The following is a 23,418-nucleotide window of genomic DNA, read 5'->3' as shown; positions in this document are numbered from 1 at the left end:
GTACCGTACCTAAGGGAAGGATGAGGACATGCGGGGCAAGGGCATCGTGTACGACACCGGCATCGTGATCGGCGACCACGACACCAGGGAGACGTTCGACATCGAGGACGTGCGGCGCGACCTCCAGGCGATCGGGCGCGACCTGCACTGCACGGCCGTCAGGATCATCGGCTCGAACCCCGACCGGCTGGAGGCCGCCGCCCGCGAAGCGGTCGCGGCCGGGCTGGAGGTGTGGTTCTCGCCGTTCACCGCCGACCTGTCGCCGGCCGAGCTGCTCGACCTGTACGCCGACTGCGCGGGGAGGATCAAGGGCAGCGACATGGTGTTCGTGGCGGGCGCCGAGCACAGCCTGCTCAGCCGGGGCTTCCTGCCCGGCGACACGATCGGCGACCGGGTCGGCCTGCTCTCCTCGCCCGAGACGCTGCGCCGGCACCTGGGGCGGGTGCCCGCGCTGGTCAATGCCTTCCTGGAGGACGCGGTGACGGTGGTGCGGGAGCGGTTCGCGGGCCGGATCACGTACGCGGCGATCCCGTTCGAGTCCGTGGACTGGTCGCCGTTCGACATCGTCGGGGTGGACCTGTACCGGTCGGCGGAGATCGCCGACCGGTACCGCGACGGCGTGCGCGAGCTGGTGGCGCGCAGCGGCAAGCCGGTGGCGATCACCGAGGTCGGCTGCATGACGTTCCGGAACGCCGGCGACCTCGGGGCGCGCGGCACGGAGGTCGTCCGGTACGACGGGCACCGGCCCGCCGGGCTCAGCCGGCCGCTGGCGCGCGACGAGGGCGAGCAGGCCGCCTACCTGGGCGAGGTGCTGGACGTGTGCGAGCAGGAGGGGGTGGACAGCGTGTTCGTGAACACGTTCGCGCAGCACGACATGCCCGGGGAGCTCGACGCGGCCAGCTACGGCATCGTGCGGGTGACCGGCGAGGGGTCGTGGGAGCCGAAGCAGGCCTTCCGCCTGCTCGCCGAACGCTACCGCTGAGCCGGCACCCGGCCAGGCCCGCACACCCCGCCCAGCCGCACGCCCGCCCAGCCGCACGCCTGCCCAGCCGCACGCCTGCCCAGCCGCACGCTCCCGGCCGCACGCCCTCAAGCGCGCTCTCCGCCCGGATCGGCGGCTACTTCCGGCGGGTCTCGCTCAGCGTCACGTGGAGGTGGTCGTTGTGGTCGGGGCGGAAGTCCTTGGCCGTGATGACCCTGTTGCCGATCCTGCTCCACTCCCCGATCCCGAGATCGAGCTCCCGGGTCTCCTTCTTCGCGTCCGTGTAGGCGTACACGCCGGTCCTGAGCAGCGCGCTCGCCCAGCCCGCGGTGAACCGCGGGTCCCCCTTCACGGCGCTGCCGGACGCGTAGTACATCCGCACCACGTTCCGGTCGTCGATCAGCCTGCCGAGCCGGGTCCTGGTCGCCTCCGCCCACTCCTTGACCTGTCCGAGCCCGTCCGCGTCGCCGTCCATGGCGGCCTGCGTGGCGGCCACCAGCCTGGCGTAGTCGCGGCCGCCGGAGCCGGCGGCGCCCGCGTCCACGCCGGAGAACCGGTAGGGGTGGAAGGCGTCGATGTCGTCGCCGGTCAGGTGGGTCTGGTGGCCGAGGTTGCGGGCGTGCTCGCCGGAGATGTCGTTGACGCGGGGCAGCAGCGCCCGGCCGGTCGCCGAAGACAGCCAGCCGTGGGTGAAGGACGAGCACCAGTCGTCCCCGCCGGTCTGGTCGTCGCGCAGACCGTACCGGTCGAGGCCGGCGGGCATCCGCCACAGCGGGAAGAAGTCGGCGGAGTCCTTGCGCGCGGCCACCACCGTGCCGTCCTGGTCCTCGCCGATCAGGCTGACGCGGTAGCCGATCCTGGTCACCTGCGCGGGCTTGACGCGGATCTTGGAGGGGTGCTGCTCGTCGAAGGTCACCCGCACCTTGAGCCGGTCGCGGCCGACGCTCCTGACGCCTTCGCCGCCGTCGGCGGTCGGCGCCGCCTCGGTGACCGTCTGCAGCACCGTCCCGCCGGAGCGCGGGGTGGTGTCGAGGAGGTCCACGCGGACGCAGGTCAGCTCGACGCCGGCGGGCAGCGCGTACTCGACGTCCAGGTACCGCTGCCGGGTGTTGGCCTCGTCCTGGCGCGGGATGCTGACCCGGTCGTCCCTGGCGAACCTCGCGTACTTCCGCGCCGGGTGGCGCGGGACCCGGTCGGCGGTGATCGCCGTGACGGCGAGCGCCGAGTCGCCGGCCGCGTCCGTCCCGGCGTCGCAGTCCGCGCCGGACGGCTCCGCGCCGTCCTCCTCCAGGCCGACGCCGGGGTCCGGCGACGGCGGGCCGGCCGCCCACGCGGGCCCGCCACCCGCCTGGAGCAGGCCCGCGGCGAGCACCGCCACGGCCACGGCCGGCAGCCGTCGCGGGCCTAACCCGCGGGCCATGGCCGGCAGCCGGCGCGGGCGTAACCCGCGGGCCGTGGCGCGCCCCGTCGAACCGATCATGATGGCCTCCTCCGTCAGGCGTCCGAGGGTTCGGTTGTACGGCGCCGCGTGTTGACCAGCCAGATCGGCACGTTGACCAGCGTTGTCCACGGTGATCGAGCAGGGCCGGGGCTAGCATGGGGGAGGCGGCCGTCCGCGCCTGCCGCACGGGAGACGTTCATGACCGAGCACGTGGACCTCACGCGGATGGCGGCGGCGCTGCACGTCAGCAACGGCGACGCCACCGACCTGGCGGGCACCGGGCTCGCGCGGCACATCATCTACTGGCGGGACACCCTGCACGAGGGGCCGGTCCCCGCGCTGCCGCCCGAGGAGCTGCGCCGGGTCAGGGCCGCGTTCCTGATGGGGGCCGGCGCCGACGACCGCGCCGAGGGGCTGCGCATGTTCGAGCAGCGGGACGCCGCCCTGGAGGCGCACCGCGACGGCGAGTACGTGCTGTGGTTCGAGGCCGACCTGTACGACCAGCTCCAGATCGTGGAGATCCTGTCCCGCCTGGCCGAGCTGAAGGTGCCGGCGGAGCGCGTCACGCTGGTCTGCGTCGGCGAGCATCCCGGCATCGCCCGCTTCGGCGGCCTCGGCCAGCTGCGGCCCGACCAGCTCGCCGCGCTGCCCGCGACCGGGGCGTGCGCCGCCCTCACCCCGGCCGCCTTCGACCTGGCCACTCGCGCGTGGGACGCCTTCCGCGCCCCCACCCCCGAGGGCCTGCCCGCGATCGCCGCCGACCGCTCCCCCGAGCTGCGCTTCCTCGGGGAGGCGTTCGAACGGCTGAGCCGCGAGTACCCCTCGACCCGCGACGGCCTCTCCCTCACCGAACGCCGCGTCCTGGCCGCCGCCGAGCCGGACGGCGGCTCCACGGCGGGAGACGTCTTCGCCCGCGCCTCCGCCAGGGAGGCCCGCCCCTACATCGGCGACACCTGGTACTTCGCGACGATCGACCGCCTCGCCGGCGGCCCGCACCCGCTGCTGAGCGTCGAGCCCGCCGGCCGCCCGGTCGGTTTCGCCACCGAGGTCCGCCTCACCCGGGCGGGTGCCCGCGTGCTGGAGGGTGAGGCCGACCACGTGACGCTCAACGGCGTCGACCGGTGGATCGGCGGCGTCCATCTGACCGGCCGGGACGTCCGCTGGAGGTGGGACGAAGGCCGGGAGCGCCTGACCGGGACCGCCTGACCCGCCCGGGTCTATGCCTCGACCAGCACCCGCACGTCCCACGGCCCCAGCCGCAGCTCCGTCCCCGCCGCGCGCTCGGTGCCGTCGAGGGCGTCGCGCACGGCGACCGGCACGGGCACGGCCGTCTCCTCCCAGCTCCAGTTGTGCAGGAAGCGCAGCCGCCGCCCGTCCCGCGCGGTCGCGCCGGTGGAGGTGACCGAGGGGGACGGGGCCGGGTGCCAGGGGCCCGGGTCCGGGGCGAGCCAGCGGAACAGGGCCGCGCCGAACGCCGGGTTCGGGAGGGTGCCGACGTAGGTGACGCGGCCGGCGCCGTGCGCCCGCGTGGTGGCGGCGGCGAACCGGCCGAAGTGCGGGTGCCGGTAGCCGGCCAGCACCTCGGCGCCGTCGGCCTGCAGCCCGTCGGCCCAGCGGGTGCCGGCGGCTTCCCCGGGCAGGTCGAGCGGGGAGCCGTCCGCCGCCCGTACCGGCAGGTCGGCGTCGAGGTTGCTGAACTCGTCGTACCAGGCCCCCGCCGCCTCCGCCAGCCGGGCCGGCTGCACGTCGCGCCGCGCCCGCGCCTCGTGATCGGCGTACGCGGTGCGCGGCCCGAGCACCAGGTGCCCGCCCGCCGCCGCGTACGCCCGGAGCCGGTCGAGGGTGGCGTCGTCGGTCACGTACAGACCGGCGGCCACCAGCACCGGGTGCCGGCGCGCGAGCGCGGCGGGGTCCTCGGCGACCGCCTGCCCGGCGTGCAGCACGCGCGCCTGGAGCCCCGCGTCGAAGGCGCCGCGGTAGAAGGCGTCGAAGATCGCCTCGTAGGAGCGCCGGTCGGGCCCGCCGTCGGCGGCCTGGAGCGGCGGCTGCGCGGCCAGCGCCCACTTGCTGGGGTGGGAGTAGAGCAGCGCCACGTCCGCGTCGGGGGTGAGACCTTCGACGAGGTCGCCGGCCCGCTCCAGCTCCGCGCCGATGCGGGCGATCTCCCGGTACGTGCGCCCGGGCCGCCCGCTGTGCGGCAGCACGCCGCCCCAGTACGTCTCGGTGCCGAACACGAGCGTCCGCCACTGCCAGTACTCGATCATTGACGCGCCCCGGGAGACGAGCGCCCAGGCGGCCTGCCGCCACTGCCCGTCGTAGGCGGGCTGGTTGACCCAGGGCGCGCCGATGGCCTGGGCGTTGGTCTCGGTGACGAGGAACGGCTCCTGCCGCGAGGAGTACATGCGGTCGGCCGCCCGGTAGAACGCCCAGATGTCGCGGGTGCGCCAGTCCTGGGTGGCGTGCGGCCGGGCAGGCAGGGCGAGGCCGTCCTGCATCGCGTAGTACGGGTTCCCGGCGGCGACGTCGAGCCCGGCGGTCAGCTCGTCGTCGGCGACGGCGGGCCGGTCGTAGGCGAGGCAGGTGGTGACGAACTGGCCGGGCCGGGCGTACTCGCGCACGATGCCGGCCTGCCAGCCGATGAACTCGGTCACCTGGTCGGCCTGGAAGCGCCGCCACGCCTGCTCGTACTGGGGCTGGGCGTTGCCGTCGGGCTGCCACAGGTCCGCCCACGTGGACAGCCGGTGCGACCAGTAGACGAGCCCCCATTCCTCGTTGAGGGTCTCGACGTCGCCGTAGGTGTGGCGCAGCCAGTCGACGAAGCGCTGGAAGATGCCGTGGTTGCGCAGCAGGTGCAGGCCGGGCTCGTTGTCCACCTGGAAGCCGATGACGGACGGGTGGCCGGCGTAGCGCTCGACGACCTTGCGGGTGACGCGCTCGGCGTGGAAGAGGAACGCGGGGTGGGTGAAATCCATCTCCTGGCGGGCGCCCCAGCCGATGCGCTCGCCGGTGCGCAGCTCGCCGGCGATCTCGGGGTAGAGGCGGGCCAGCCAGGGCGGGGCCGCGTACGTGGGCGTGCCCAGGATGACGCCGATGCCGCGCTCGTGGGCGCCGTCGAGCGTGGGTTGCAGCCAGTCGAGGTCGAAGCGGCCGTTCTCGGGCTCCCAGGTGGACCAGACGGACTCTCCGACGCGGATGACGGAGAAGCGGGCCTCGGCCATGAGGTCGAGGTCGGTCTTCAGCAGCTCGCTGGGGTGGTATTCGGGGTAGTAGGCGGCGCCGAAGAGCACTCGCGGCACGGGTGATCCTTTCATGGTCGGTACGGCCGGGTGGACCGGCGGGTCACCAGGCGCGTGGTCGGGACGTCCGGTGCGGGGGCGTCCTGGCGGCCTTCGATGCGGTCCACGAGCCGGGCCAGGCCCTGGGCGGCGGAGGCGGCGAAGTCCTGCCGGACGGTGGTCAGGGGCGGGGCCAGGTAGGCGGCGGCCGGGATGTCGTCCATGCCGACCACGCTCATCTCGCCGGGCACCGCGCGGCCGGCTTCGGCCAGGGCGTGCAGCACGCCGATCGCCATGTCGTCGTTGGCCACGAACACGGCGGTGACGTCCGGGTTCGCGGCCAGGGCCCGCCCGGCGGCGTAGCCGGAGGCGGGCGTCCAGTCGCCGGCCAGCAGCGGCGGCTCGGGGGCGCCGGCGGCGGCCAGCGCCGCCCGCCAGCCGCGCACGCGGTCGCGGGAGGCCCACCACCGCTCGGGACCGGCGACGTGCCACACGGTGGGGTGGCCGAGGCCGAGCAGGTGCTCGGTGGCCTCGCGGCCGGCGTCCTCGTTGGACGGGCGGTGCACGATCACATCCGGGCCGGACGGGCCGGGCAGCGGCCCCAGGCTGAGCACGGGCACGCCGGGATCGATGCGCGGCTCCTGGCCGCCGTCGATCGGGTCGGACAGCACGATGCCGTCCACGCCCTGCTCCAGCAGCGACTCCATGGCTCGGGCCACGCCGCCCTCGTCGCCTTCGAGGGTGTGCACGACGCTGAAGGCGTACCCGATCGCCCTGGCCCGCCGCTCCAGCTCGATGAGCTGCGTGGCGGGGCCGTAGAGCGCGCTGCCGAGCGAGACCACGCCGATGCGGTGGAAGCGGCCGAGGTTGAGCGCGCGGGCGGCGGTGTTGCGGCGGTAGCCGAGCTCGCGCGCCGCCGCGAGGACGCGCTCGCGGATCTCGTCGCTCACGTACGGCTCGCCGTTCATCACGCGGGAGACGGTCTTCTGCGACACTCCGGCCAGCCGGGCGACGTCGGTGCTGCCCGGCGGCCGGCGTCTGGTCCCGGACATGCGGCTCCTCCCGTGTGACTACGTAGTCAACATGATCGGTACTGTGCTGCTCCCGGCGGCGTCTTGTCAAGAGAGGGCTTCGCGCGGCCGGCGTTCCGCAGTACTCTCACGGGCACCAGGGTGTTCGAGCGGTACGGGCGGCTCGTGTGCTTCGTGGCGGGCGCCGTCCCGGGAGGGGGATGAGGCCCGTGAGCGCTCAGCCGGATGCGGGCGCGCCGGCCCTGAGCCGGTTCGTCACCGACGACCTGGGCGAGGTGCGCGAGTGGCTGGACCGGGTCTACGGCAGCCGGCTGCTCATGGGCAGGATCCGCGAAGGCACCGCGCGGCTCGCGGTCTCGGCCGCCGACGCCGGCCCCTTGCGCACCACCGACCTGACCCTCCCGGGCACGATGACCTGCCGCAACCGCGACATCGAGACCGTGCGGGCCGGTCTCGTCCTGAGCGGCACCGTCACGATCGAGGACGCGCAGGGCGTGCACCGCTACGGCCCCGGCGACGCGCTCATGGCCACCTTCCCCGGCGACGACCTCGTCTCCCGGGCCGAGAACCTGCGCATCCGTACCGTGACGCTGCCTGTGGACCTGCTGGCCGACGTCGCCGGCACCCCTCACAACGGCTCCGCCTGGCCGCCGCGGCTGCTGTCGCGCTCACCTCACGGCCCCGCCGCCTCCCGGATGATCGCCGACGCGCTGGCCCTGACCGACGCGCTGCTGTCCGGCCCCGCCGCCACGCATCCGCTCGTCGTCGGCAACGCCGCGCGGCTGCTGGCGGCCGGCATCCTGGCCGCGTTCCCCACCACGCTGACCGTGCGGGAGGAGGCCCGCGCCGACCACGTGGACGCCACCCCGGCCGTGCTGCGCCTGGCCGTCGCCCACATCGAGGCGCACTACGCCGACCCCGACCTGTCGCTGGCCGACATCGCGGCGGCCGCCTGCGCCACCCCGCGCGCCGTGCAGTACGCCTTCCGCCGCCACCACGGCACCACGCCGATGGGGTACGTGCGCCGGGTGCGGCTGGCGGCGGCCCACGCCGACCTGCTGGCCGCCGACCCCGCCGCGGGCGCCACGGTCAGCGCCATCGCCGCCCGGTGGGGTTTCTACCACCTGGGCCGCTTCTCCGCCTTCTACCGCCGCGTCTACGGCCGCTCGCCCCGCGACACGCTCAGCACCTAGATCACTGCCCGGTCTCTCCCCAGGCGCGCCGCAGGCGTTGCAACCGGATCGCGGCCTGGACGACTCGGAAGCGTTCGCCTTGCGTGACGAGATGGAACCGGGTCCGCCTGGCGGCGGCCACGACGCGCCGGGTCTCGGCCCGGATGTCACGCGCCTGGAGCCTGAGCCGGGCCGAGGTGGCGCGCATCTCCGCCACCCGCTCCACCACAGGGGGATCATCGGGCTGCCGCGCTGCCGGATCACACTCTGCGGCCCGCATCGCCCCTCGCCCTTCCCTCCCCGCCGATCTCCCGGCGACCCTCTTCACCATCGCCTCGCCCGGCCGGTCCCGCAGGTCGCGTGACGAACCGTTCGCCGTGGTTCATCCGGAAAACGAAAGACGCGGGCGGCCGTGCCAGTTGACCTGGAGTGCGCTCCAGGCGACAGTCTGGTCCTCATGCACAACACCACCATGCGAACGCGTGCCATCGGCGACCGGCAGGTCGGAGTCATCGGGCTCGGCGCCATGCCCATGTCGGTGGCCGGTCACATGCCGGACGAGGAGCAGTCCATCAGGACGATCCACGCCGCCCTCGACGCCGGCATCACCTTGATCGACACGGCCGACGCCTACACACCGTCCCACGAGGACGTCGGCCACAACGAGCGGCTGGTGGCCCGCGCCCTGTCCCGGTGGAGCGGCGACACCGACGCCGTGCTGGTCGCCACCAAGGGCGGGCACACCCGCACGCCCGACGGCTGGGACGTGGACGGCAGCCCGGCGTACCTGCGGGCGGCCTGCGACCGCTCGCTCAAGGCGCTCGGCGTGGACAGCATCGGCCTCTACCAGCACCACCGGCCCGACCCGAAAGTCCCCTACGAGGAGACGATCGGGGCGCTGAAGGAGCTGCACGACGCCGGCAAGATCCAGTACGCGGGCATCTCGAATGCCAATCCCGACCAGATCAGGCTCGCCCACAGCATCCTGGGTGAGCGCCTGGTCAGCGTGCAGAACGAGTACTCGCCGCGGTTCCGCACCAGCGAGCCGGAGATCGACGTGTGCGCCGAGCTCGGGCTGGCGTTCCTGCCGTGGTCCCCGCTCGGCGGCATCGGCCGCACCGGCGAGCTGAACGCCGTGTTCGCCGAGATCGCCGACGCCCATGGGGTCTCGCCGCAGCAGGTGTGCCTGGCCTGGGAGCTGGCCCGCAGCCCGGTCGTCATCCCGATCCCGGGCGCCAGCCGCCCGGAGACCATCATCGACTCGGCCGCCGCGGCCGGCCTGGAGCTGAGCGAGGAGGAGCTCGCCCGCCTCGGCTGAACGCCCGCGACGAGCGACGCCCCGCCCTGGCCAGGGCGGGGCGTCGCTCGCGTTCAGGGCTCGGCCGGTGAGGGCGGGGCGTCGCCCGCGTTCCCGGGCGCTCGCCTGCAACCTTCCGGCCCGCGGGTGGCGTTGGGAACGGGCGAGAGGAGCTCACATTGGATCACCACGACGGCTTCCGCGAGTTCGTGCTCGCCCGCCAGCAAGCGCTGATGCGGACGGCGTACCTGCTCACGGGAGACGCCCATCTCGCCGAGGACCTGCTGCAGAGCGTCCTGATCAAGGTCGCGGGGCAGTGGGGCAAGCTGTCCAGGGGCGGCAACCCCGAGGCGTACACCCGTAAGGCGCTGGTCAACCAGTACATCTCCTGGCGCCGCCGGCCGCGCCCCGAGCTGCCGAGCGCCGAGGTGCCCGAGCGCGCCGCCATCGGCGACGACGCCACGCTCGACCGCATCGTCCTGCGGCAGGCCCTGGCCAAGCTGGGCCCCCGGCAGCGGGCCGTGATCGTGTTGCGGTTCTGGGAGGACCTGACCGAGGCGCAGGCCGCCGAGGTGCTCGGCTGCTCCGTCGGCACCGTCAAGAGCCAGACCCACCACGCGCTGACCCGCCTGCGCACGATCGCGCCCGAGCTGGCGCACCTGCTGAACGACCCTGAGATCGTGGAGGTGTCCCGATGACCCGGCTGCGTGAGGCCCTGGACGGCATCGCCGAAGAGGCGCCCCTGGTGGACCTGCTCGACACGGTCGTCGCGGGGCACCGGCGCCGGCGGCGGATCTCGCTGGCGCTGGCCGCCGTGGCGACGGCCGCCGCGGTGGGCGCGGCGGGCACCGCCGTGGCGCTGCCCTGGCGGTGGAGCGCCGCCCCGCCGGGCCGCAGCAGCAGGCGAACGCGGTGCCCGACCTGCCCGGCGGCAAGGTGGGGCCGCTCGGCTACGCGTACCGGACGAAGTGCGAGAGGGTCGCCGAGCCGCCCGGCCTCGACTGCGACGACGTGGAGTGGCGGGTCGTCACGACCGCCGGGAAGACGTACCGGTTGCCGCAGGCGCTCGCCCGCAACGACGACGGCCACGACGCGCCGGTGGCGCTCAGCCGCGACGGGCGAAAGCTCGCCTACTACAGCCGCGACGCCCAGGCGCACGTGGTGCGCGACATGCTGACCGGGGCCGAGGTGGCCGCGCCGCCCATGCCGCAGGACAAGATCGGGACCGGCTCCATGCTGGTGGTCTCCGACGACGGCCGCTACCTGGTCTTCGACCCCCGGGAGGGCAGCAAGTACCCGGGCGTGCTCATCGACACCAGCACGGGGAAGCGCACGACGATCAACGGCAGGTACGAGCCGGTCGCCATCAAGGACGGCGTGGTCGAGCTGATCCGCTACATCAAGACGGACCTGTGGTTCATGCCCGTGACCGGGGGCGGCAAGCCGGTGCGCTTCGACGGGACGTTCGTCGCGCCCAGCGAGCCGGCCCCCGACCAGCGCACCGTGGTCGCGTTCGACCACGGCAAGTACGGCAGGAACACCAGGCCGGTGCTCACCGTGCTCGACGTCAGCACGGGGCGCGCCGTGCGGGAGATCACCGTCACCGGGCTGTCGGCGGACCGCGGCTACCTCACCCCGACCATCTGGCGCGACGCGACGGAGGTCGAGGTCAAGTTCGACGGCAAGCGCGGCTGGGAGCTGTACGCGCTGAACGTCACGACGGGCAAGGCCCGCCTCCTGAAGAGGTACGACACCAAGCTCTCGAACCTGACCCTGCCCGGGGAGGCGGCAGGCATCGGGCTCTGACCTCCCCGGCCGGGTCAGAGCGCCTGGTCGCGCATCAGCTCCGTCACGGTGGTGGCCCGCATCATGTGCGGGTCCAGCAACTCGGCCCGCTCGCGCGGCACCCCGCCCGCGAGCGCCGCCGCGGTGAGCGCCGCCGTGACCCACTGGACGTCCACCGGCCGGCCGTCGGGCCGCCTGAGCAGCGGCTCGCCCGGCGTACGGGCGGCGGACAGGGCCCGCAGCAGCGTGCGGGCCAGCGGCGGGACCGGGAAGGCGACCAGGTCGCCGCGGCCGTCGTGCACGGTCACGACGGCGGGCCCGCCGGCCGTCACCGCCCGCAGGTCCTGCACGGTCAGCCCGGCCAGCGCGGAGACGGGCGCGCCGGTCGCGTCCAGCAGCGCGACGGCCGCCGCCTCGGCCGCCCTGCCCTCCTCGGCCAGCCGGGCGACGCCCTCGCGCAGCAGCCGCCGGTCGGCGCGGCCCAGCACGGCGGGGTCGCGGGGCGGCGCCGGGCGCGGCACCACGGCGGCGTGGTCGTGGCGGACGACGCCGCTGCGCCAGGCGAAGGTGTAGAACGACGACAGCACGGCCCGCTTCCTGGACACGGTCGTCCTCGACAGGGGCCGGCCCGGGTTGCGCACGCCGACGGTCAGCTTGCCGGCGCGCGCCGCGTCGCAGTAGGCGTCGAGGTGCGCGCCGGTGACCGCGAGCAGCTCGATCGCCGGGTCCACGCTGCGCAGCCAGCGCACGAACGCGGCCAGCACCTGCAGCCTGGCCTGCCGGGTGGCCGCCGACTGCCTCTCCAGCAGCCAGGCCGCCACCGTGCGGCGGGTGGCTGGCGGCAGCGCGTCCACCAGGTCGACGTCGGCGCCCGACGCCTCACCCCCGTCGCCGGGACGGCGGCGCGGCCGCAGCCCGCCGATCCGCCCCACACTCAGCACCGCCTCCTCGGCCCTGTCCGGAACGGCCCGAGCCACCCCGGTCTCACCTCGCTCCTCCGCCATCGCCACCAGGCGCCACTCATCCGCGACCGGGCTCACCCGCGGCCCGCCCTGCTTGCCGCCCTGCTTGTCACTGGCCGCCGGGGGCATGCTCAGCACGCGACCGCTCCCGCCCGCACGGCCGCGGCGCCGAGCCCCGCCCGGCCGAGCAGCCCCGGCCGCGCCATGAACGTCACGGACGTGTCGGCGGCCGGCACGCGGGCGGAAGCGCCCCTGCGGCGGCCTGAGCCAGGCAGTGCAATCATGGATTCGATCTTCTCACGGAGCGACCCCATGTCGGGCTGTGACCGCTGATGTCATGATCGGACGGTTTCGCTGGTCAGCGCGCCCCGGCCCGCTCGATGGACCGGGCCCCGCCGTGAGGGGCGGGTGATGCGCTCCTCACCTCCAAGATGCTCGGCCGCGGCCGGAGGATCACCGCTTGGCGGCCCGCTCGACGAGGGCGTCGTAGCTGCTCGGGTCGAAGGAGCCGACGACGGGGAATCCCGCCGCCCACGGCCCCTGCCAGGAGACCTGGATGCCGGGATTGTGCTCGGCAGTCCCGTCGGGCAGGCGCAGCGTCGGGCTGCCCTTGACGGCGTCGGTCCGGGAGACGGCGAAGTCGCGCATCACGTCGCCGCGATGCCGGCCGCTGTCCAGGGCGGCGGCCAGCGCGTCCACGTCCACGGCCCCGCCCGGCACCTCGGCGGCGACGTCGAGGATGGCCTGGCGGTGGCTGATCGAGCGGGAACGCGTCCAGAACGCCCGGCGCAGCGCGAAGTCGAGCTCCTCCCCCGCCTGGAGGCTCTGCGCGTTCGCGGCGTGGACGGCCTCGGCGGCCAGCAGCACGGTGTGCGGGTAGAGGTCGTCGGACTCGGTCCAGATCCGGAACTCCGCCTCGGGCTCGATCTGCCCGAGACCGACCGCCTCGGTGTCGGTGCCGCGGCGGGGGTGCGGCCCGTTGAACAGCTCCAGCGGGAACGTGCGGTGCTCGACCCGTACGACGCCGTCGAGCCCGAGGCTGCGGCGGGCCCGCCGCAGCCAGATCAGGCCGACGTAGGCGAACGGGCACAGCAGGTCCGACCAGACCTGGACGGTGCCGGACGCCACCGGCGGCGGGGCGGGAACGTGGTCGGTGTGTCCGTCCGGGTTCGTCATGGGGTCTCCTGGTGTTCGGTGCCGGCGGGGTTGGTGGTGAAGTGGTGCGGGTGCAGCAGCACGGCGACCCGCCGCTCGGCGGCCATCACCCGGTCGTACTCGGCGAGATCGGGGTGGTCGCCGCCGGCCGCGTGGTAGATGTCGCGCAGCAGCCGGTCCAGCTCCACCCCTGGGAGGGGGTCGTCGGGGCCGGCCAGGTCGACCGGCCCGCGCACCGCCACCCACTCCCAGCCGGCGCGGAACACGAGGGTGGCGTACGGGTTCGCGCGCAGGTTGGCCAGCTTGGCGGTGCCGCCACGGGCGACGAAGGCGACCGTGTCCAGGCCGGTGACCGGATGGGGCAGCACTCCGGCGTTGACGACGCACACGGAGGGCCGGCCGTCCGTCCGCGTCGTCACCAGCACCGCCAGCCACCGCTCCGCGGCGCCGTACCGGCGGACCAGCCGCAGCCCGTCCTCACGGGCGAGCGCCATCACAAGCCCTCCTGCGCCGCGCCCGGGCACGCTCGCGCAGGGGACGAATACGGAAATGTCAGCATGGAACGCCCTCTCACGCGTACTGGCCGGACACACCGGCCTGACTGAAACGGCAGCATACGGACCACGGTCCGATTACGTCAATCCGCCGTGCCGCGAGCGCCCTTCCCTTCCCCTCCCGGGCCTATGATCAGCGGCATGGCGCTACGACTCGTACAGGTGAACTTCAAGGCCCGGGACGACGCGGCGCTCGGCCGCTTCTGGGCCGAGGCGCTGGGCTGGGGCGTCTCCAGCGAAGCGCCCGGGGTGACCAACCTGGAGCCCGAGGGCGTCACCTGGCCGGACCCCGCCGGCTTCTACATCGACCTCGTCACCGTCCCCGACCCGGAAACGGTGCGGTACCGCGTCCACATCGACCTGGCCACCACCTCGGCCGCCCACCACGCCGAGCTGGTCGCCCACCTGAAGGACCTCGGCGCGACCCCCGCCGACGTGGGCCAGGGCGACGTCCCGTGGACGGTGCTGGCCGACCCGGAGGGCAACGTCTTCTGCGTCCTGGAGCCCCGGGACCTCTACCGCGACACGGGACCGATCGCCGCCGTGGTGGTCGACTGCGCCGACCCGCCCGCCATGGCCCGGTTCTGGGGCGCGGCGGTGGACTCGGTCCCGCAGGAGGTGACCGACGACCACGCCCGCCTGCGCCCCTCCGAGGGCACGGGCCCGTACCTGGAGTTCCTGCGCACCCCGCCCGGCCCGCGCACCTGGTGTAACCGCATCCACGTCGACCTCCTCCCCGACCCCGTGGACACCAAGGACGCGGAGGTCACCCGCCTGCGCACCCTGGGCGCCACCAGCGCCGACGTCGGCCAGGGCGAGGTGCCGTGGACGGTGCTGGCCGACCCGGAGGGCAACGAGTTCTGCCTCCTCGGCAAGGGCTGACGCGGTGTGCTCGCTGCTCGTCCCGGCGGACCGGCAGCCTCTGCCGCCGCTCAGTCTTCAGAGCGCCAGTCCAGGCGGCCCTTCTCCACGCGCGGATGCCGGCCGCGCACCGGCTCGCCGCGCTCCAGGGCGTGGGCGACGGCCTTGAGCAGGGCCGGGTAGGAGGGCCAGACGTCACCGTCGCCGGAGTGCAGGCCGTCCTCGGCGTGCCAGCTGCCCGTGCGGCCGGTGTCCGGATCGACGAACAGGCTGCCGCCGGTGCCGTCGTCGCCGAACGGGATCAGGCGGCCGTGCCACCACTGCGCGCCCAGCTCGGGATCGGCGAGGACGATGTCGCAGTTGACCTGCCAATCGCGCCGCATCCCGCGGACCGACATGAGGGTGTGGATCGGCGGGAAGGTGAAGCCGCCGTCGCGTGCCCCGTCGTGGCGCAGCAGCGAGGCGCGCAGGCCGTCGGGCAGGCGCGCGCCCATGGCGGCCTCGGCCCGGGCGATCGCCTGCGGCGTGGCCAGCGGGCGCAGGCTCTTGTAGGTGGCGGGCGCGTGCCGGGCCAGCCACCGCTCGATGCGCCGCCAGGCGGCGTTCACCTCGGCGGTGACGGCGGCGCGAGGCATGCGCACGACGGAGGCGCGGCGGGCGGGCAGGCAGCCGGTGGCGCGCTTGTCAGCCTCGGTGGGCGGCTGCGTGGGCGGCTGCTCGGTCGGCGTGGGGGTGGGGGTCGCACGCGGCTCTCCCGCGCAGCCACCCGGCAGCGGCGCGGGCTCGGCGGCCCAGCGCAGCTCGCAGCCGCCGGTCACGGTCGGGTACGAGCCACCCAGCGCGGTGCCGCCCTCCAGCGCGGCGGCCAGCGCCTCCAGCATCGCCGTGTGGGAAGGGAAGCCCATCGGGCCGTCGTAGCGCAGCCGCTCGCCGGAGGCGGCCTCGCCCACCCGGCCGGTGCGGGGCTCGACGAACAGGTCACCTCCCGCGACGTCGCTGCCGGTCGTCAGCAGGCTGCCGTGCCAGGTGCCGTGCTCGGGGTCGGCGTCCGTCAGGTCACCGCGCAGGATGAGGCTGTGGCAGTTGCTGTCGTTGACGCTGTCCATGTCGCTGACCGGCAGCAGCCCGTACCCGCCCGGCAGCCGGAAGCCGTCGCCCAGGTTGCCGTCGGCGCCGTCATGGCGCAGGTAGGAGGCATACAGGTCGTCGGGCAGGCGGCGGCCCGCGTAGTGCTCCCACCCGGCCAGGTGCTCCGGCTCGACACCGAGGCGCAGCTTGCGCAGCGTGGCCGAGGCGTGCGCGCCGAGCCAGCGCTCGATGCGCCCCCACGCCGCGTCGACGCGGGCGGCCCGCGCCGGGTCCGGGGTGCGGACGGCGAAGGTGGGCTCGGGCGCCGGCCGGGTTTCGCCGGACGACTCCTGCTGCCGTCCCACGTAGAGCGGCGAGCAGCCGATGGAGCGGGCCTCGGCGGGCGTGAGCATGGCGGCCGCCATGGCCGCGTCACGCTCGGCAGAGCCACAGGACATCGTGTCGCCGACGAAGGCACAGAAATAGCTTTCGCCTTGGGGCAACGCGTCGGCGGCGAGGCAACCCAGCAGCAGCACGGCCGCGAGCCCGGCGGCCAGCGGCCGAGGTAAGCCGATCATGGGAGCCCACCCTACGGCAGCACGCCGACAGAGCGGCCCCTCTCGCCACCGACGGCTACCCGCAGGTCAGTCGAACAGTGACAGGTCCACGGAGTCGGCCAAAGCCTGGTAACCCGCGTCGTTGCCGTGCAGGTGGTCGCCGGAGTGGTAGTCCTGCCTGATGCGGGTGGGGTGGGCCGGGTCGCGCCAGACGGCGTCGAAGTCCAGGACGGCGTCGAAGGCGCCGCCGGTGCGGATCCACGCGTTGACCGCCTGGCGGGCGGTCTCGCCCTCCGGGGTGTGGATGTCGGCGCCCTCGAAGGGGGCGATCGTGGTGGCGTGGACCCGCACGCCTCGGTCGCGGGAGCGGGCGATCAGCTGGCGGAGGCCGGCGATGACGTCGTCCACGGTCACCGGCGCGCCGGGGAACATCTCCAGGAAGCCCGCCAGTGAGCCGCCGTCGCGGGCGGCGAACGAGACGCCCAGGTCGTTGCCGCCCACCGAGAGCACCACGTGGCCGAGGCCGGGGGTCGCCAGCACGTCCCGGTCGAAGCGGGCCAGGGCGGCGGGGCCGATGCCGTCGTTGAGCAGGCGGTTGCCGCTGATGCCCTGGTTGGAGACGTATCGGGCGGGCGTGCCGCGCTCGGCGAGGCGGGCGGCCAGCAGCTCGGGCCAGCTGCGGGCGGTGTCCGGGGTGGAGCCGGCTCCGTCCGTACGGGAGTCGCCCAGCACGACGACGGCCCTGGCCGGGGCGTCGGCGAGCACCTCGACGGCGGAGATCAGGGCCCGCACCGGCAGGACGGCGGCGTCGTCCGGCAGGGCGGGGGCCGCGACGGCGTTGCCCGGGATCGTCCAGCCGGTGTCGAGGGCGGGGTCGTGGCAGGTGCAGGTTTCCACGCGTTCCGGCAGGTACAGGCTGATGGACAGCCTGGCGAGGGCGGGCAGGGGCAGGTCCACCGGGTCGCTGAGGATCGGCGCGCCCGCCGGGACGGTGACCCGCGGCGCGCCGGCGAAGGTCAGCACGCGTGCGCTGCCCGGCCGCACCCCGCCGCCCGGCTCCGCCAGACCCACCTGGGCGGCGCCGATGGTGTAGGGCGCCGTCCCGTACTCGTTGGTGAAGCGGACGCGCACCTGGTGGCCGCCGCCGCTGATCCGCACCACCTGGCGCAGGGTCACGTCGGCGAGGGGCGGGTGGCCGTCCAGCGACCCGATCCCGCCGTCGGGCGGCTGCGGCGAGGCGCCCCAGCTCCGGACCCACGCGCGGGCGTCATGCTTGTCGGTCATCGGTCTGCCTCCGTGTTGATCATGGTGATGGGTACGGCAGGCGCCAGACTGGGGCAGCCCGGTGACATGCGGCGGACACCGGGCATACACGGGGCTGTTGTGCGGTTTCGCCGGTGGGCGCGCGAAGATTGGGGGATGGACGGGGAGGCGCCGCTTCGCATCACCTTGCTCGGCACGTTTCAGGTGTCTCGTGGTGAGGTCGTCCTGCCTGTTCCCGGTGCGCGGTTGCAGGCGCTGCTCGCCCGGCTGGCGCTCGCCGGTGGGCGCCGGGTCGAGCCGGGTGAGCTGGTGGACGCGATCTGGGGCGACGCGCCGCCGTCCGGGCCCGCCGCCGCCCTCCAGACCCTCGCCTCCCGGCTGCGCCGCGCCCTCGCGACCCGTGGCGCGGCCGGGCAGATCCCGGCCGGTGTGGTGGTGCAGCAGGTTGCCGGGGGTTACCGGCTGGCGGTGGACGTTGCCGACGTGGACGCGCTGCGCTTCGAGCGGCTCGCCGCCGCCGGCCAGGAGAGGCTGCGGGCCGGCGACGCGGAGGGGGCGGGGCCCGCGCTCGCGGAGGCCGTCGCGTTGTGGGGCGACCGTCCCGGTGCGGAGCCGGCGGTCGTCGCCGCTGTCGCCCCCACGGTCGCGACCCGGCTGGCGCAGGTGTCGATCGAGGCGGTCGCCGACCTCGCAGAGGCCGAGTCGTCCCGGGGACGGGCGGACGCCGCCGCGGCCCGGCTGACCGCGTTGCTGGCCGAGCATCCCGTCCATGAACGGGCGGCGGCGCTGCTGATGGACGCGCTGGCCGCGCAGGGGCGGCAGGCCGAGGCGCTGGCCGTCTACGAGCGGACCCGCCGGGCGCTGGCCGACGTGCTCGGCGCCGACCCCGGCACCGCCCTGCGGGAACGCCACCTCCGCCTGCTGCGCCCCGCCCCGCCCATCCCGGTGGCGGGCACCCCAGAGCGAGCCGTTCCGCCCCAAGGCCCGGCGGCGGCAGGCGCCCCGACCGCAGGCGTTCCAAGCGCAGGCGCCCCGGTCGCAGGCGTTCCAAGCGCAGACGTTCCGGCCCGACAGGTTCCGAGCGCAGGCGTTCCGACCCGAGACGTTCCAGGCGCGGACGTTCCGGGCGCTTTGTCTGTCACGGCGGTCTCGGAGCCCGGCCCGCTGCGGCCGTTCGCCCTGCCCGCGCCGCTGACCAGCTTCATCGGCCGCGACGACGACCTCGCACGCATCGCCGGCCTGCTCACCACCGGCCGCCTGGTCACCGTCCTCGGCCCGGGCGGTGCGGGGAAGACCCGGCTGGCGTTGGAGGCCGCGCGCCGCCACCAGCATGAGTACCGCGACGGTGCCTGGCTCGTCGACCTCGCTCTCGTCACCGAGCCGGCGAAGGTCGGGGCGGCCGTGCTGGCGGGGATCGGGCGGCGGGACGGCGGGTTGCCCGGGGTTCGCAGGCGGGCCGAGGGCGCGGAGCTGGATGTCCTCGTCGGCGAGTTCGGCGGCCGGGAGTGCCTGTTGCTGCTCGACAACTGCGAGCACCTGGTCGACGCCGTGGCTCATCTGGTCGCGGCGCTGCTCCCCCGCTGTCCCGGGCTGCGGGTGCTCGCCACCAGCCGCGAGCCTCTCGCGGTGGACGGGGAGGCGCTCGTGCCACTCGGGCCGCTCGCCCTGCCCGGCCCGGACGACGGTGTCGAGCAGGCCCGGGAGGCGGCTTCGGTGCGGCTGTTCAGCGAGCGGGCCGCTGCCGTGCGGCCCGGTTTCGGCGTCGATGAGACGACGCTGCCCGAGATCGTACGGGTGGTGCGCGCCCTGGACGGCATGCCCCTGGCGCTGGAACTGGCGGCCGCCCGGCTGCGGACGTTGTCGCTGCCCGACCTGGCCGCCGGGCTCTCCGACCGGTTCCGGCTGCTCGCGTCCGGCACCCGTACCGCACCGCCCAGGCACCGGACCCTGCGCGCGGTCATCGCCTGGAGCTGGGACCTGCTCGGCGAGCACGAGCGCGTCGTCGCGGAGCGGATCTCCGTCCTGTCCGGCGGCGTCACCCCGGCCTCGGCCGCCGCCGTCTGCGCCGGCACCGCCGTGCCCGCCGCCGACCTGCCGGACCTGCTCGCCGCCCTCGTCGACCGTTCGCTGCTGCAGCTCGCGCCCGGCGCGGGCCGCTACCGCATGCTCGAGACCATCCGCGAGTACGGCGTCGAGCGCCTGGCCGGCACGGGCGGCCCAGGCCCGGCTCCTGACCGGGCCGGCACCGGCGGCCTCGGCTCGGCCCGCGACCTGGCCGCCGCGCACTTCGCCGGGCTGATGGCCCGTCACGACCCGCTGCTGCGCGGCCCCGGCCAGCTCGCCGCCATGGAGGCGATCGGCGCCGAGTACGACAACACGCTCGCCGCCCTGCGCCACCTGTGCGCCACCGGCGACTCCCCCGGCGCGACCGCCCTCGCCCTGAGCCTGGTCTGGTACTGGCAGATGTCCGGCCGCCACGCCGACGCCGCCTCCTGCCTGGCCGAGACCCTGGCGGTGCCCGGCTGCGACCCGACGCCGGAACGCGACTGCGCCCGCGCCGCCTACCTCCTCACCCGCGCCGACATCCTGTCGGGGATCACCGAGGGCGAGGCCGCGGACGACCGGGCGGAGATGCGCGCGCTCGCCGCCCGCCTGCTCGCGCATCAGGAGCTGCCGGGCCACTACCGCGTGTTCGGCGCGATCCTGCTCTTCCTGAGCCAGGAGGAGGACGCCGCGCTCGCGATCTTCCGGCGCCTGGCCGAGGGGGACGAGGTATGGCTGTCCGGGCTGGCCCACCTGTTCCAGGCCGAGCTCGCCGAGAACGCGGGCGCCCTCGACCGGACGCGTGCCCACGTGGAGGCGGCCCTGACCCGCTTCCGGCAGGCCGGCGACCATTGGGGACAGGCCGCGACGCTGCCGGTCCGGGCCCGGCTGCGGCGCTACGACGACCTCGACGGCGCGCTGTCCGACCTGCGCGCGGCCCGGACGCTGAGCGCCGAGTTCGGCGCGCTCAGCCTCGGCGACCAGCTCTACAGCGACCTGCGCTGGATCGACCTTCACCTCCGGCGCGGCGACACCGGCCAGGCGCTGGCGATGCTCGGCTCCGCCCGGGCCCGGCACGCGTCCTCGGCGGCGATGCTGATCCTCATCGACGCGCAGGAGGCCGCCCTGCGGGTGCGGCTCGGCGACCTGGACCGGGCGGGTGACCTGCTCGCCGCCGCCGAACGCGGTGTGCTCGGTGACACGGCGTTCCCCGCGGACCACGTCCGGACGCTGGTCGGCACCGCGCGGGCGGCGCTCTGCCTGGCGCGCGGCGACCTGCCCGGCGCCGGCCGGGCGGTGCGGGAGGCAGGTGCGGCCGCGCTGGCGACGGGCGAGTTGCCGATCCTGTCAGGGGTGGCCGTGAGTGCGGCGGCGCTCGCCCAGGCGCACGGGCGGCAGGACGAGGCGGCCGTGCTCCTCGGGGCCGCCGCCCGGCTGCGGGGCGCGCACGACCGCACCGATCCCCAGGTCCGCGAGCTCACCCGCCGTGGCCGGGCCGCGCTGGGCGGGGACGCGTTCACCGCGGCATACGCGAAAGGCTGGGAGATGGACGCGGAATCGGCCACGACTGCTGTCGGTTTGGTTTTGTCTGATCCGGGCGCCTTTACGTTGTAGATTTTGAGGGCGGACCGGTCTGTCCGATGACCTGCCGGGCCGCGCGAAGTTCAGCGTCGCGGGCCTGCCGGAAGCGGGCGAAGTCCGTGCGGTGGGCGGCGATGGCGGCGAGCTGGACGGCCTGGTCCGCAGCGGACCAGGTGGCGACGAGGCCGGTCGCCCGCTTGCAGACGACATCGGCGACCGCGACGGCGATCTCGCGGGGCGCCGGACGGGCGGAGCTTGCCCAAGCCCGGTCGTTGGCGGCGTCGAGGGGTGTGCGGTAGGTGAAGCCGCCGGCCTTCATGCAGGCGCTCCAGGCCCCGAACGCCGCGACCACGGCCGGAACGCGCTGGGACGCCTCGAAGGTGTCACCGATGTAGCCGTTGAGCTGCTGCTGGTCGACGGCGGGGATGCCCTGCGCCAGCCGCGTGCGGGCGGTCTCCCGGCAGCCGCCCTGGCCGTCGGGCCCGTAGGCGGCCCGCTGCTCGGCCGGGGGCAGCGCCTCCCGTCGCCGCCACACCTGCTCGCGCGCCTGCTGGTCAGGGGCCGGCGGCGGTACGTGGTAGCCGTAGCGCTCGGCGACCTCGGGCTCGATCACCCCGTATCGCCTGCGGTGCAGCGGGTCGGTGTCGGTGCGCGCCGGTGGTGGCAGCAGCTCCCAGTCGAAGCCCCGGCCGCGCATGCACGCGCGGGTGAGCAGGTCTTCGGCGTACTCGATCGTGTGGATGTCCAGGCGGGAAAGGGTGAAGTCGTCGAGAGGGACGCGGAGGGCGCGGGCCTCCGCGCTCGCCTCCACGGGACGGTCGGCCGGCACGGCGGGCTGCGGCGGGGGCGCACACCCGCCGAGAAGCACAAGCCCGGCGAGGACGACGAGATCCGCCGCATGCGGCGGAGGGCGGCGGTGAGCAGCGCGGGCGGGCCGCGACGGCGGGAAGAGGCCCGTGGGCCGGGGAATCGGCATGGTCGCGCTCCTCGTCGTTCCTCGTGCCCCGCCGCCCTTCAGGTCCGTCAGATCACGAAGCGGACCGAGCTGGCCACGTTGTCGAAGTTGGAGGGGTTGTGGCTGTTGTGGGTCAGGTCGCTGTCGTTGGAGTGGGCGAGCGCGGAGTAGGCGGCGCCGGTGTAGTTCGCGTCGGAGTACAGCACCGCGCGCTGGTCGCCCTGGTTCTTGAACGAGCTGATGTTGTCGTTGATGCTCGCCCCCGTGCGGGTCCAGTAGTTGTCGATGAAGTTGCGGTCGTCGCCGGAGAGCTGTGCCGAGCGGCCCTCGTAGTCGTCGTGCTCGTACACGAACAGGAGGCGGGGCGCCCGCGCCTACGCGTCGGCCGGCGATCCTGCCGCGAGCAGCCCGCAGATCGCGGCCGCCGTGACGCCGAGGGCCGTGCCGAACCTGTGCTTCATCCGCGCTCCCTGCTTTTGGGCACCTGCCAGCGCCGGCTTCTTTGGGTAGCGTGATCGTAACGGAAAGTAGCGGTCTTGGGATGGCCATGGCCGCAGGCGGCATCGATCGAGGGGGCGAGCGGTCAGGTCGTCGGCTTCGTCCCGTTCGGGAGGGTGATCGTCAGCCCTTCCTCTGCCGCCAGCACCTCGCCGCCGAATTCCTTGCGGGCGGCGGCCACGGCGGCGGCCCGGTCGTTGCCCGGCCAGAAGTGGGTGAGCATCAGCCGGCGGGCGCCCGCGCGGCGGGCCCACTCGCCGGCCTCCGCGGAGGTGAGCAGGTTGCGGGTGGGGCGGGCGGTCTCGCCGTCACGGTCGGTGGCCTCGACGATGAACAGGTCGGCGTCGCGTCCGAGGTCGGCGAGCGCCGGGGTGGGGCCGGTGTCGCCGGTGTAGGCGATGGCGACGCCATCGGCCTCCAGGCGGATGCCGGCGTTGGGGACGTAGTGGGGCAGCGGCGATCCGGTGAGCGCGAACGGCCCCACCTGGTGGTGGCCGGGCAGGGGGTGCGGGTCGAAGACGGCGTGGAGGTCGACGTCCGGTTCCAGGCCGGCGAGCCGGTCGAGCACGCCCGGCGGGCAGTACAACGGCAGCCTGGGGCCGCCGGGGTCGCCGTAGAGGCGCATCCGGAACAGGCCGTGCAGGTCGACGCAGTGATCCGGGTGCTCGTGGGTGACGACGACGGCGTCCACGCCGCCGTCCGGCCAGTGCGCGAGCAGCCGTGGCAGCGCGGCGTAGCCCAGGTCGAGGAGGAGGCGGTAGCCGTCCCAGTCCACGGCGAAACCGCTGCAGGCGCGGCCCGGCTCGGGGTAGGCGCCGCAACTGCCGAGCACGGTCACGTGTCGCATCATCCGTACAGGATGCCAGCCCTGCCGCACGCCGCCTGAAACCGGACCGCGCCCGGCCGGGCCGCCCGGAAGCCGGCCCCGGCGCCCGGGC

Annotated in this window: 21 protein-coding genes; 8 read left to right on the top strand and 13 right to left on the bottom strand. The window is 74.9% G+C overall.

The features are described 5' to 3' along the window. Positions 1–28 precede the first annotated feature (28 nt). Positions 29–982 (top strand): hypothetical protein, encoded by a 954-nt coding sequence (locus tag KIS93_RS10185; protein ID WP_080038224.1) that lies wholly within the window; start codon positions 29–31, stop codon positions 980–982. Positions 983–1,118: 136 nt separating this feature from the next. Here the strand turns inward: KIS93_RS10185 and KIS93_RS10180 are convergent, their stop codons facing one another. After that, complete coding sequence (locus KIS93_RS10180; protein WP_080038223.1) at positions 1,119–2,462, bottom strand: hypothetical protein; 1,344 nt, start codon at positions 2,460–2,462, stop codon at positions 1,119–1,121. Between the two features lie 159 nt (positions 2,463–2,621). Between KIS93_RS10180 and KIS93_RS10175 the strand changes: the two genes are divergently transcribed. Beyond that, positions 2,622–3,629: a hypothetical protein gene (locus KIS93_RS10175; RefSeq protein WP_222107381.1), complete on the top strand. Its 1,008-nt coding sequence runs from the start codon at positions 2,622–2,624 to the stop codon at positions 3,627–3,629. Positions 3,630–3,640: 11 nt separating this feature from the next. On the opposite strand, the gene KIS93_RS10170 is transcribed toward KIS93_RS10175, so the two are convergent. Next, positions 3,641–5,719, bottom strand: a complete 2,079-nt coding sequence (locus KIS93_RS10170) for a beta-galactosidase (RefSeq protein ID WP_222107380.1) — start codon at positions 5,717–5,719, stop codon at positions 3,641–3,643. Positions 5,720–5,730: 11 nt separating this feature from the next. Further along, positions 5,731–6,750, bottom strand: a complete 1,020-nt coding sequence (locus tag KIS93_RS10165) for a LacI family DNA-binding transcriptional regulator (RefSeq protein ID WP_080038221.1) — start codon at positions 6,748–6,750, stop codon at positions 5,731–5,733. A 188-nt stretch (positions 6,751–6,938) separates the two neighbouring features. On the opposite strand from KIS93_RS10165, the gene KIS93_RS10160 reads away from it, so the two are divergent. Continuing rightward, on the top strand, positions 6,939–7,922 hold the full coding sequence (locus KIS93_RS10160) for an AraC family transcriptional regulator (RefSeq protein ID WP_186404072.1): 984 nt from the start codon (positions 6,939–6,941) through the stop codon (positions 7,920–7,922). 1 nt (position 7,923) lies between these two features. Here the strand turns inward: KIS93_RS10160 and KIS93_RS10155 are convergent, their stop codons facing one another. Next, positions 7,924–8,130, bottom strand: a complete 207-nt coding sequence (locus tag KIS93_RS10155) for a hypothetical protein (protein ID WP_080038219.1) — start codon at positions 8,128–8,130, stop codon at positions 7,924–7,926. Between the two features lie 243 nt (positions 8,131–8,373). Between KIS93_RS10155 and KIS93_RS10150 the strand changes: the two genes are divergently transcribed. From KIS93_RS10150 to KIS93_RS10140, 3 genes are all read left to right on the top strand, one after another. Further along, positions 8,374–9,219: an aldo/keto reductase gene (locus KIS93_RS10150; protein ID WP_080046665.1), complete on the top strand. Its 846-nt coding sequence runs from the start codon at positions 8,374–8,376 to the stop codon at positions 9,217–9,219. A 158-nt stretch (positions 9,220–9,377) separates the two neighbouring features. After that, positions 9,378–9,896: a SigE family RNA polymerase sigma factor gene (locus tag KIS93_RS10145; protein ID WP_080038218.1), complete on the top strand. Its 519-nt coding sequence runs from the start codon at positions 9,378–9,380 to the stop codon at positions 9,894–9,896. 172 nt (positions 9,897–10,068) lie between these two features. After that, positions 10,069–11,004 (top strand): TolB-like translocation protein, encoded by a 936-nt coding sequence (locus KIS93_RS10140; RefSeq protein WP_186404071.1) that lies wholly within the window; start codon positions 10,069–10,071, stop codon positions 11,002–11,004. Between the two features lie 14 nt (positions 11,005–11,018). On the opposite strand, the gene KIS93_RS10135 is transcribed toward KIS93_RS10140, so the two are convergent. From KIS93_RS10135 to KIS93_RS10120, 4 genes are all read right to left on the bottom strand, one after another. Further along, complete coding sequence (locus KIS93_RS10135; protein WP_080038216.1) at positions 11,019–12,083, bottom strand: site-specific integrase; 1,065 nt, start codon at positions 12,081–12,083, stop codon at positions 11,019–11,021. After that, complete coding sequence (locus tag KIS93_RS10130; protein ID WP_155126924.1) at positions 12,077–12,229, bottom strand: hypothetical protein; 153 nt, start codon at positions 12,227–12,229, stop codon at positions 12,077–12,079. Before KIS93_RS10130 ends, KIS93_RS10135 begins: the two co-directional genes overlap by 7 nt. A gap of 169 nt (positions 12,230–12,398) precedes the next feature. Next, positions 12,399–13,121 (bottom strand): DsbA family oxidoreductase, encoded by a 723-nt coding sequence (locus KIS93_RS10125; protein ID WP_080038214.1) that lies wholly within the window; start codon positions 13,119–13,121, stop codon positions 12,399–12,401. Then, positions 13,118–13,594, bottom strand: coding sequence for a pyridoxamine 5'-phosphate oxidase family protein (locus KIS93_RS10120; RefSeq protein WP_080038213.1), 477 nt, complete (start codon positions 13,592–13,594; stop codon positions 13,118–13,120). Before KIS93_RS10120 ends, KIS93_RS10125 begins: the two co-directional genes overlap by 4 nt. A gap of 201 nt (positions 13,595–13,795) precedes the next feature. On the opposite strand from KIS93_RS10120, the gene KIS93_RS10115 reads away from it, so the two are divergent. After that, positions 13,796–14,536, top strand: a complete 741-nt coding sequence (locus KIS93_RS10115) for a VOC family protein (RefSeq protein ID WP_080038212.1) — start codon at positions 13,796–13,798, stop codon at positions 14,534–14,536. Between the two features lie 50 nt (positions 14,537–14,586). Here the strand turns inward: KIS93_RS10115 and KIS93_RS10110 are convergent, their stop codons facing one another. Both KIS93_RS10110 and KIS93_RS10105 read right to left on the bottom strand, forming a co-directional pair. Next, a complete protein-coding gene (locus tag KIS93_RS10110) occupies positions 14,587–16,161 on the bottom strand; it encodes an SMI1/KNR4 family protein (RefSeq protein WP_080038211.1) in 1,575 nt (524 codons plus the stop codon). A 66-nt stretch (positions 16,162–16,227) separates the two neighbouring features. Beyond that, positions 16,228–17,424 (bottom strand): SGNH/GDSL hydrolase family protein, encoded by a 1,197-nt coding sequence (locus KIS93_RS10105; protein WP_080038210.1) that lies wholly within the window; start codon positions 17,422–17,424, stop codon positions 16,228–16,230. 135 nt (positions 17,425–17,559) lie between these two features. On the opposite strand from KIS93_RS10105, the gene KIS93_RS64915 reads away from it, so the two are divergent. Then, complete coding sequence (locus KIS93_RS64915) at positions 17,560–21,060, top strand: AfsR/SARP family transcriptional regulator (protein ID WP_080038209.1); 3,501 nt, start codon at positions 17,560–17,562, stop codon at positions 21,058–21,060. On the opposite strand, the gene KIS93_RS10095 is transcribed toward KIS93_RS64915, so the two are convergent. The 3 genes from KIS93_RS10095 to KIS93_RS10085 all read right to left on the bottom strand — a co-directional run bounded on the left by KIS93_RS10095 (position 21,050) and on the right by KIS93_RS10085 (position 23,330). After that, positions 21,050–22,003, bottom strand: coding sequence for a hypothetical protein (locus KIS93_RS10095; RefSeq protein WP_155126921.1), 954 nt, complete (start codon positions 22,001–22,003; stop codon positions 21,050–21,052). The genes KIS93_RS64915 and KIS93_RS10095 overlap by 11 nt on opposite strands. 47 nt (positions 22,004–22,050) lie before the next feature. Next, complete coding sequence (locus tag KIS93_RS10090; RefSeq protein ID WP_186404070.1) at positions 22,051–22,332, bottom strand: peptidase inhibitor family I36 protein; 282 nt, start codon at positions 22,330–22,332, stop codon at positions 22,051–22,053. Positions 22,333–22,565: 233 nt separating this feature from the next. Beyond that, positions 22,566–23,330 (bottom strand): MBL fold metallo-hydrolase, encoded by a 765-nt coding sequence (locus KIS93_RS10085; RefSeq protein ID WP_230466113.1) that lies wholly within the window; start codon positions 23,328–23,330, stop codon positions 22,566–22,568. Positions 23,331–23,418: the final 88 nt, after the last annotated feature.

The sequence above is a fragment of the [Actinomadura] parvosata subsp. kistnae genome, from assembly GCF_900323885.1.
In the GTDB taxonomy this organism is placed as follows: domain Bacteria; phylum Actinomycetota; class Actinomycetes; order Streptosporangiales; family Streptosporangiaceae; genus Nonomuraea; species Nonomuraea composti.
Note: the sequence above shows the minus strand (reverse complement) of the source record. Positions and strands in the feature narration are given on the sequence as shown.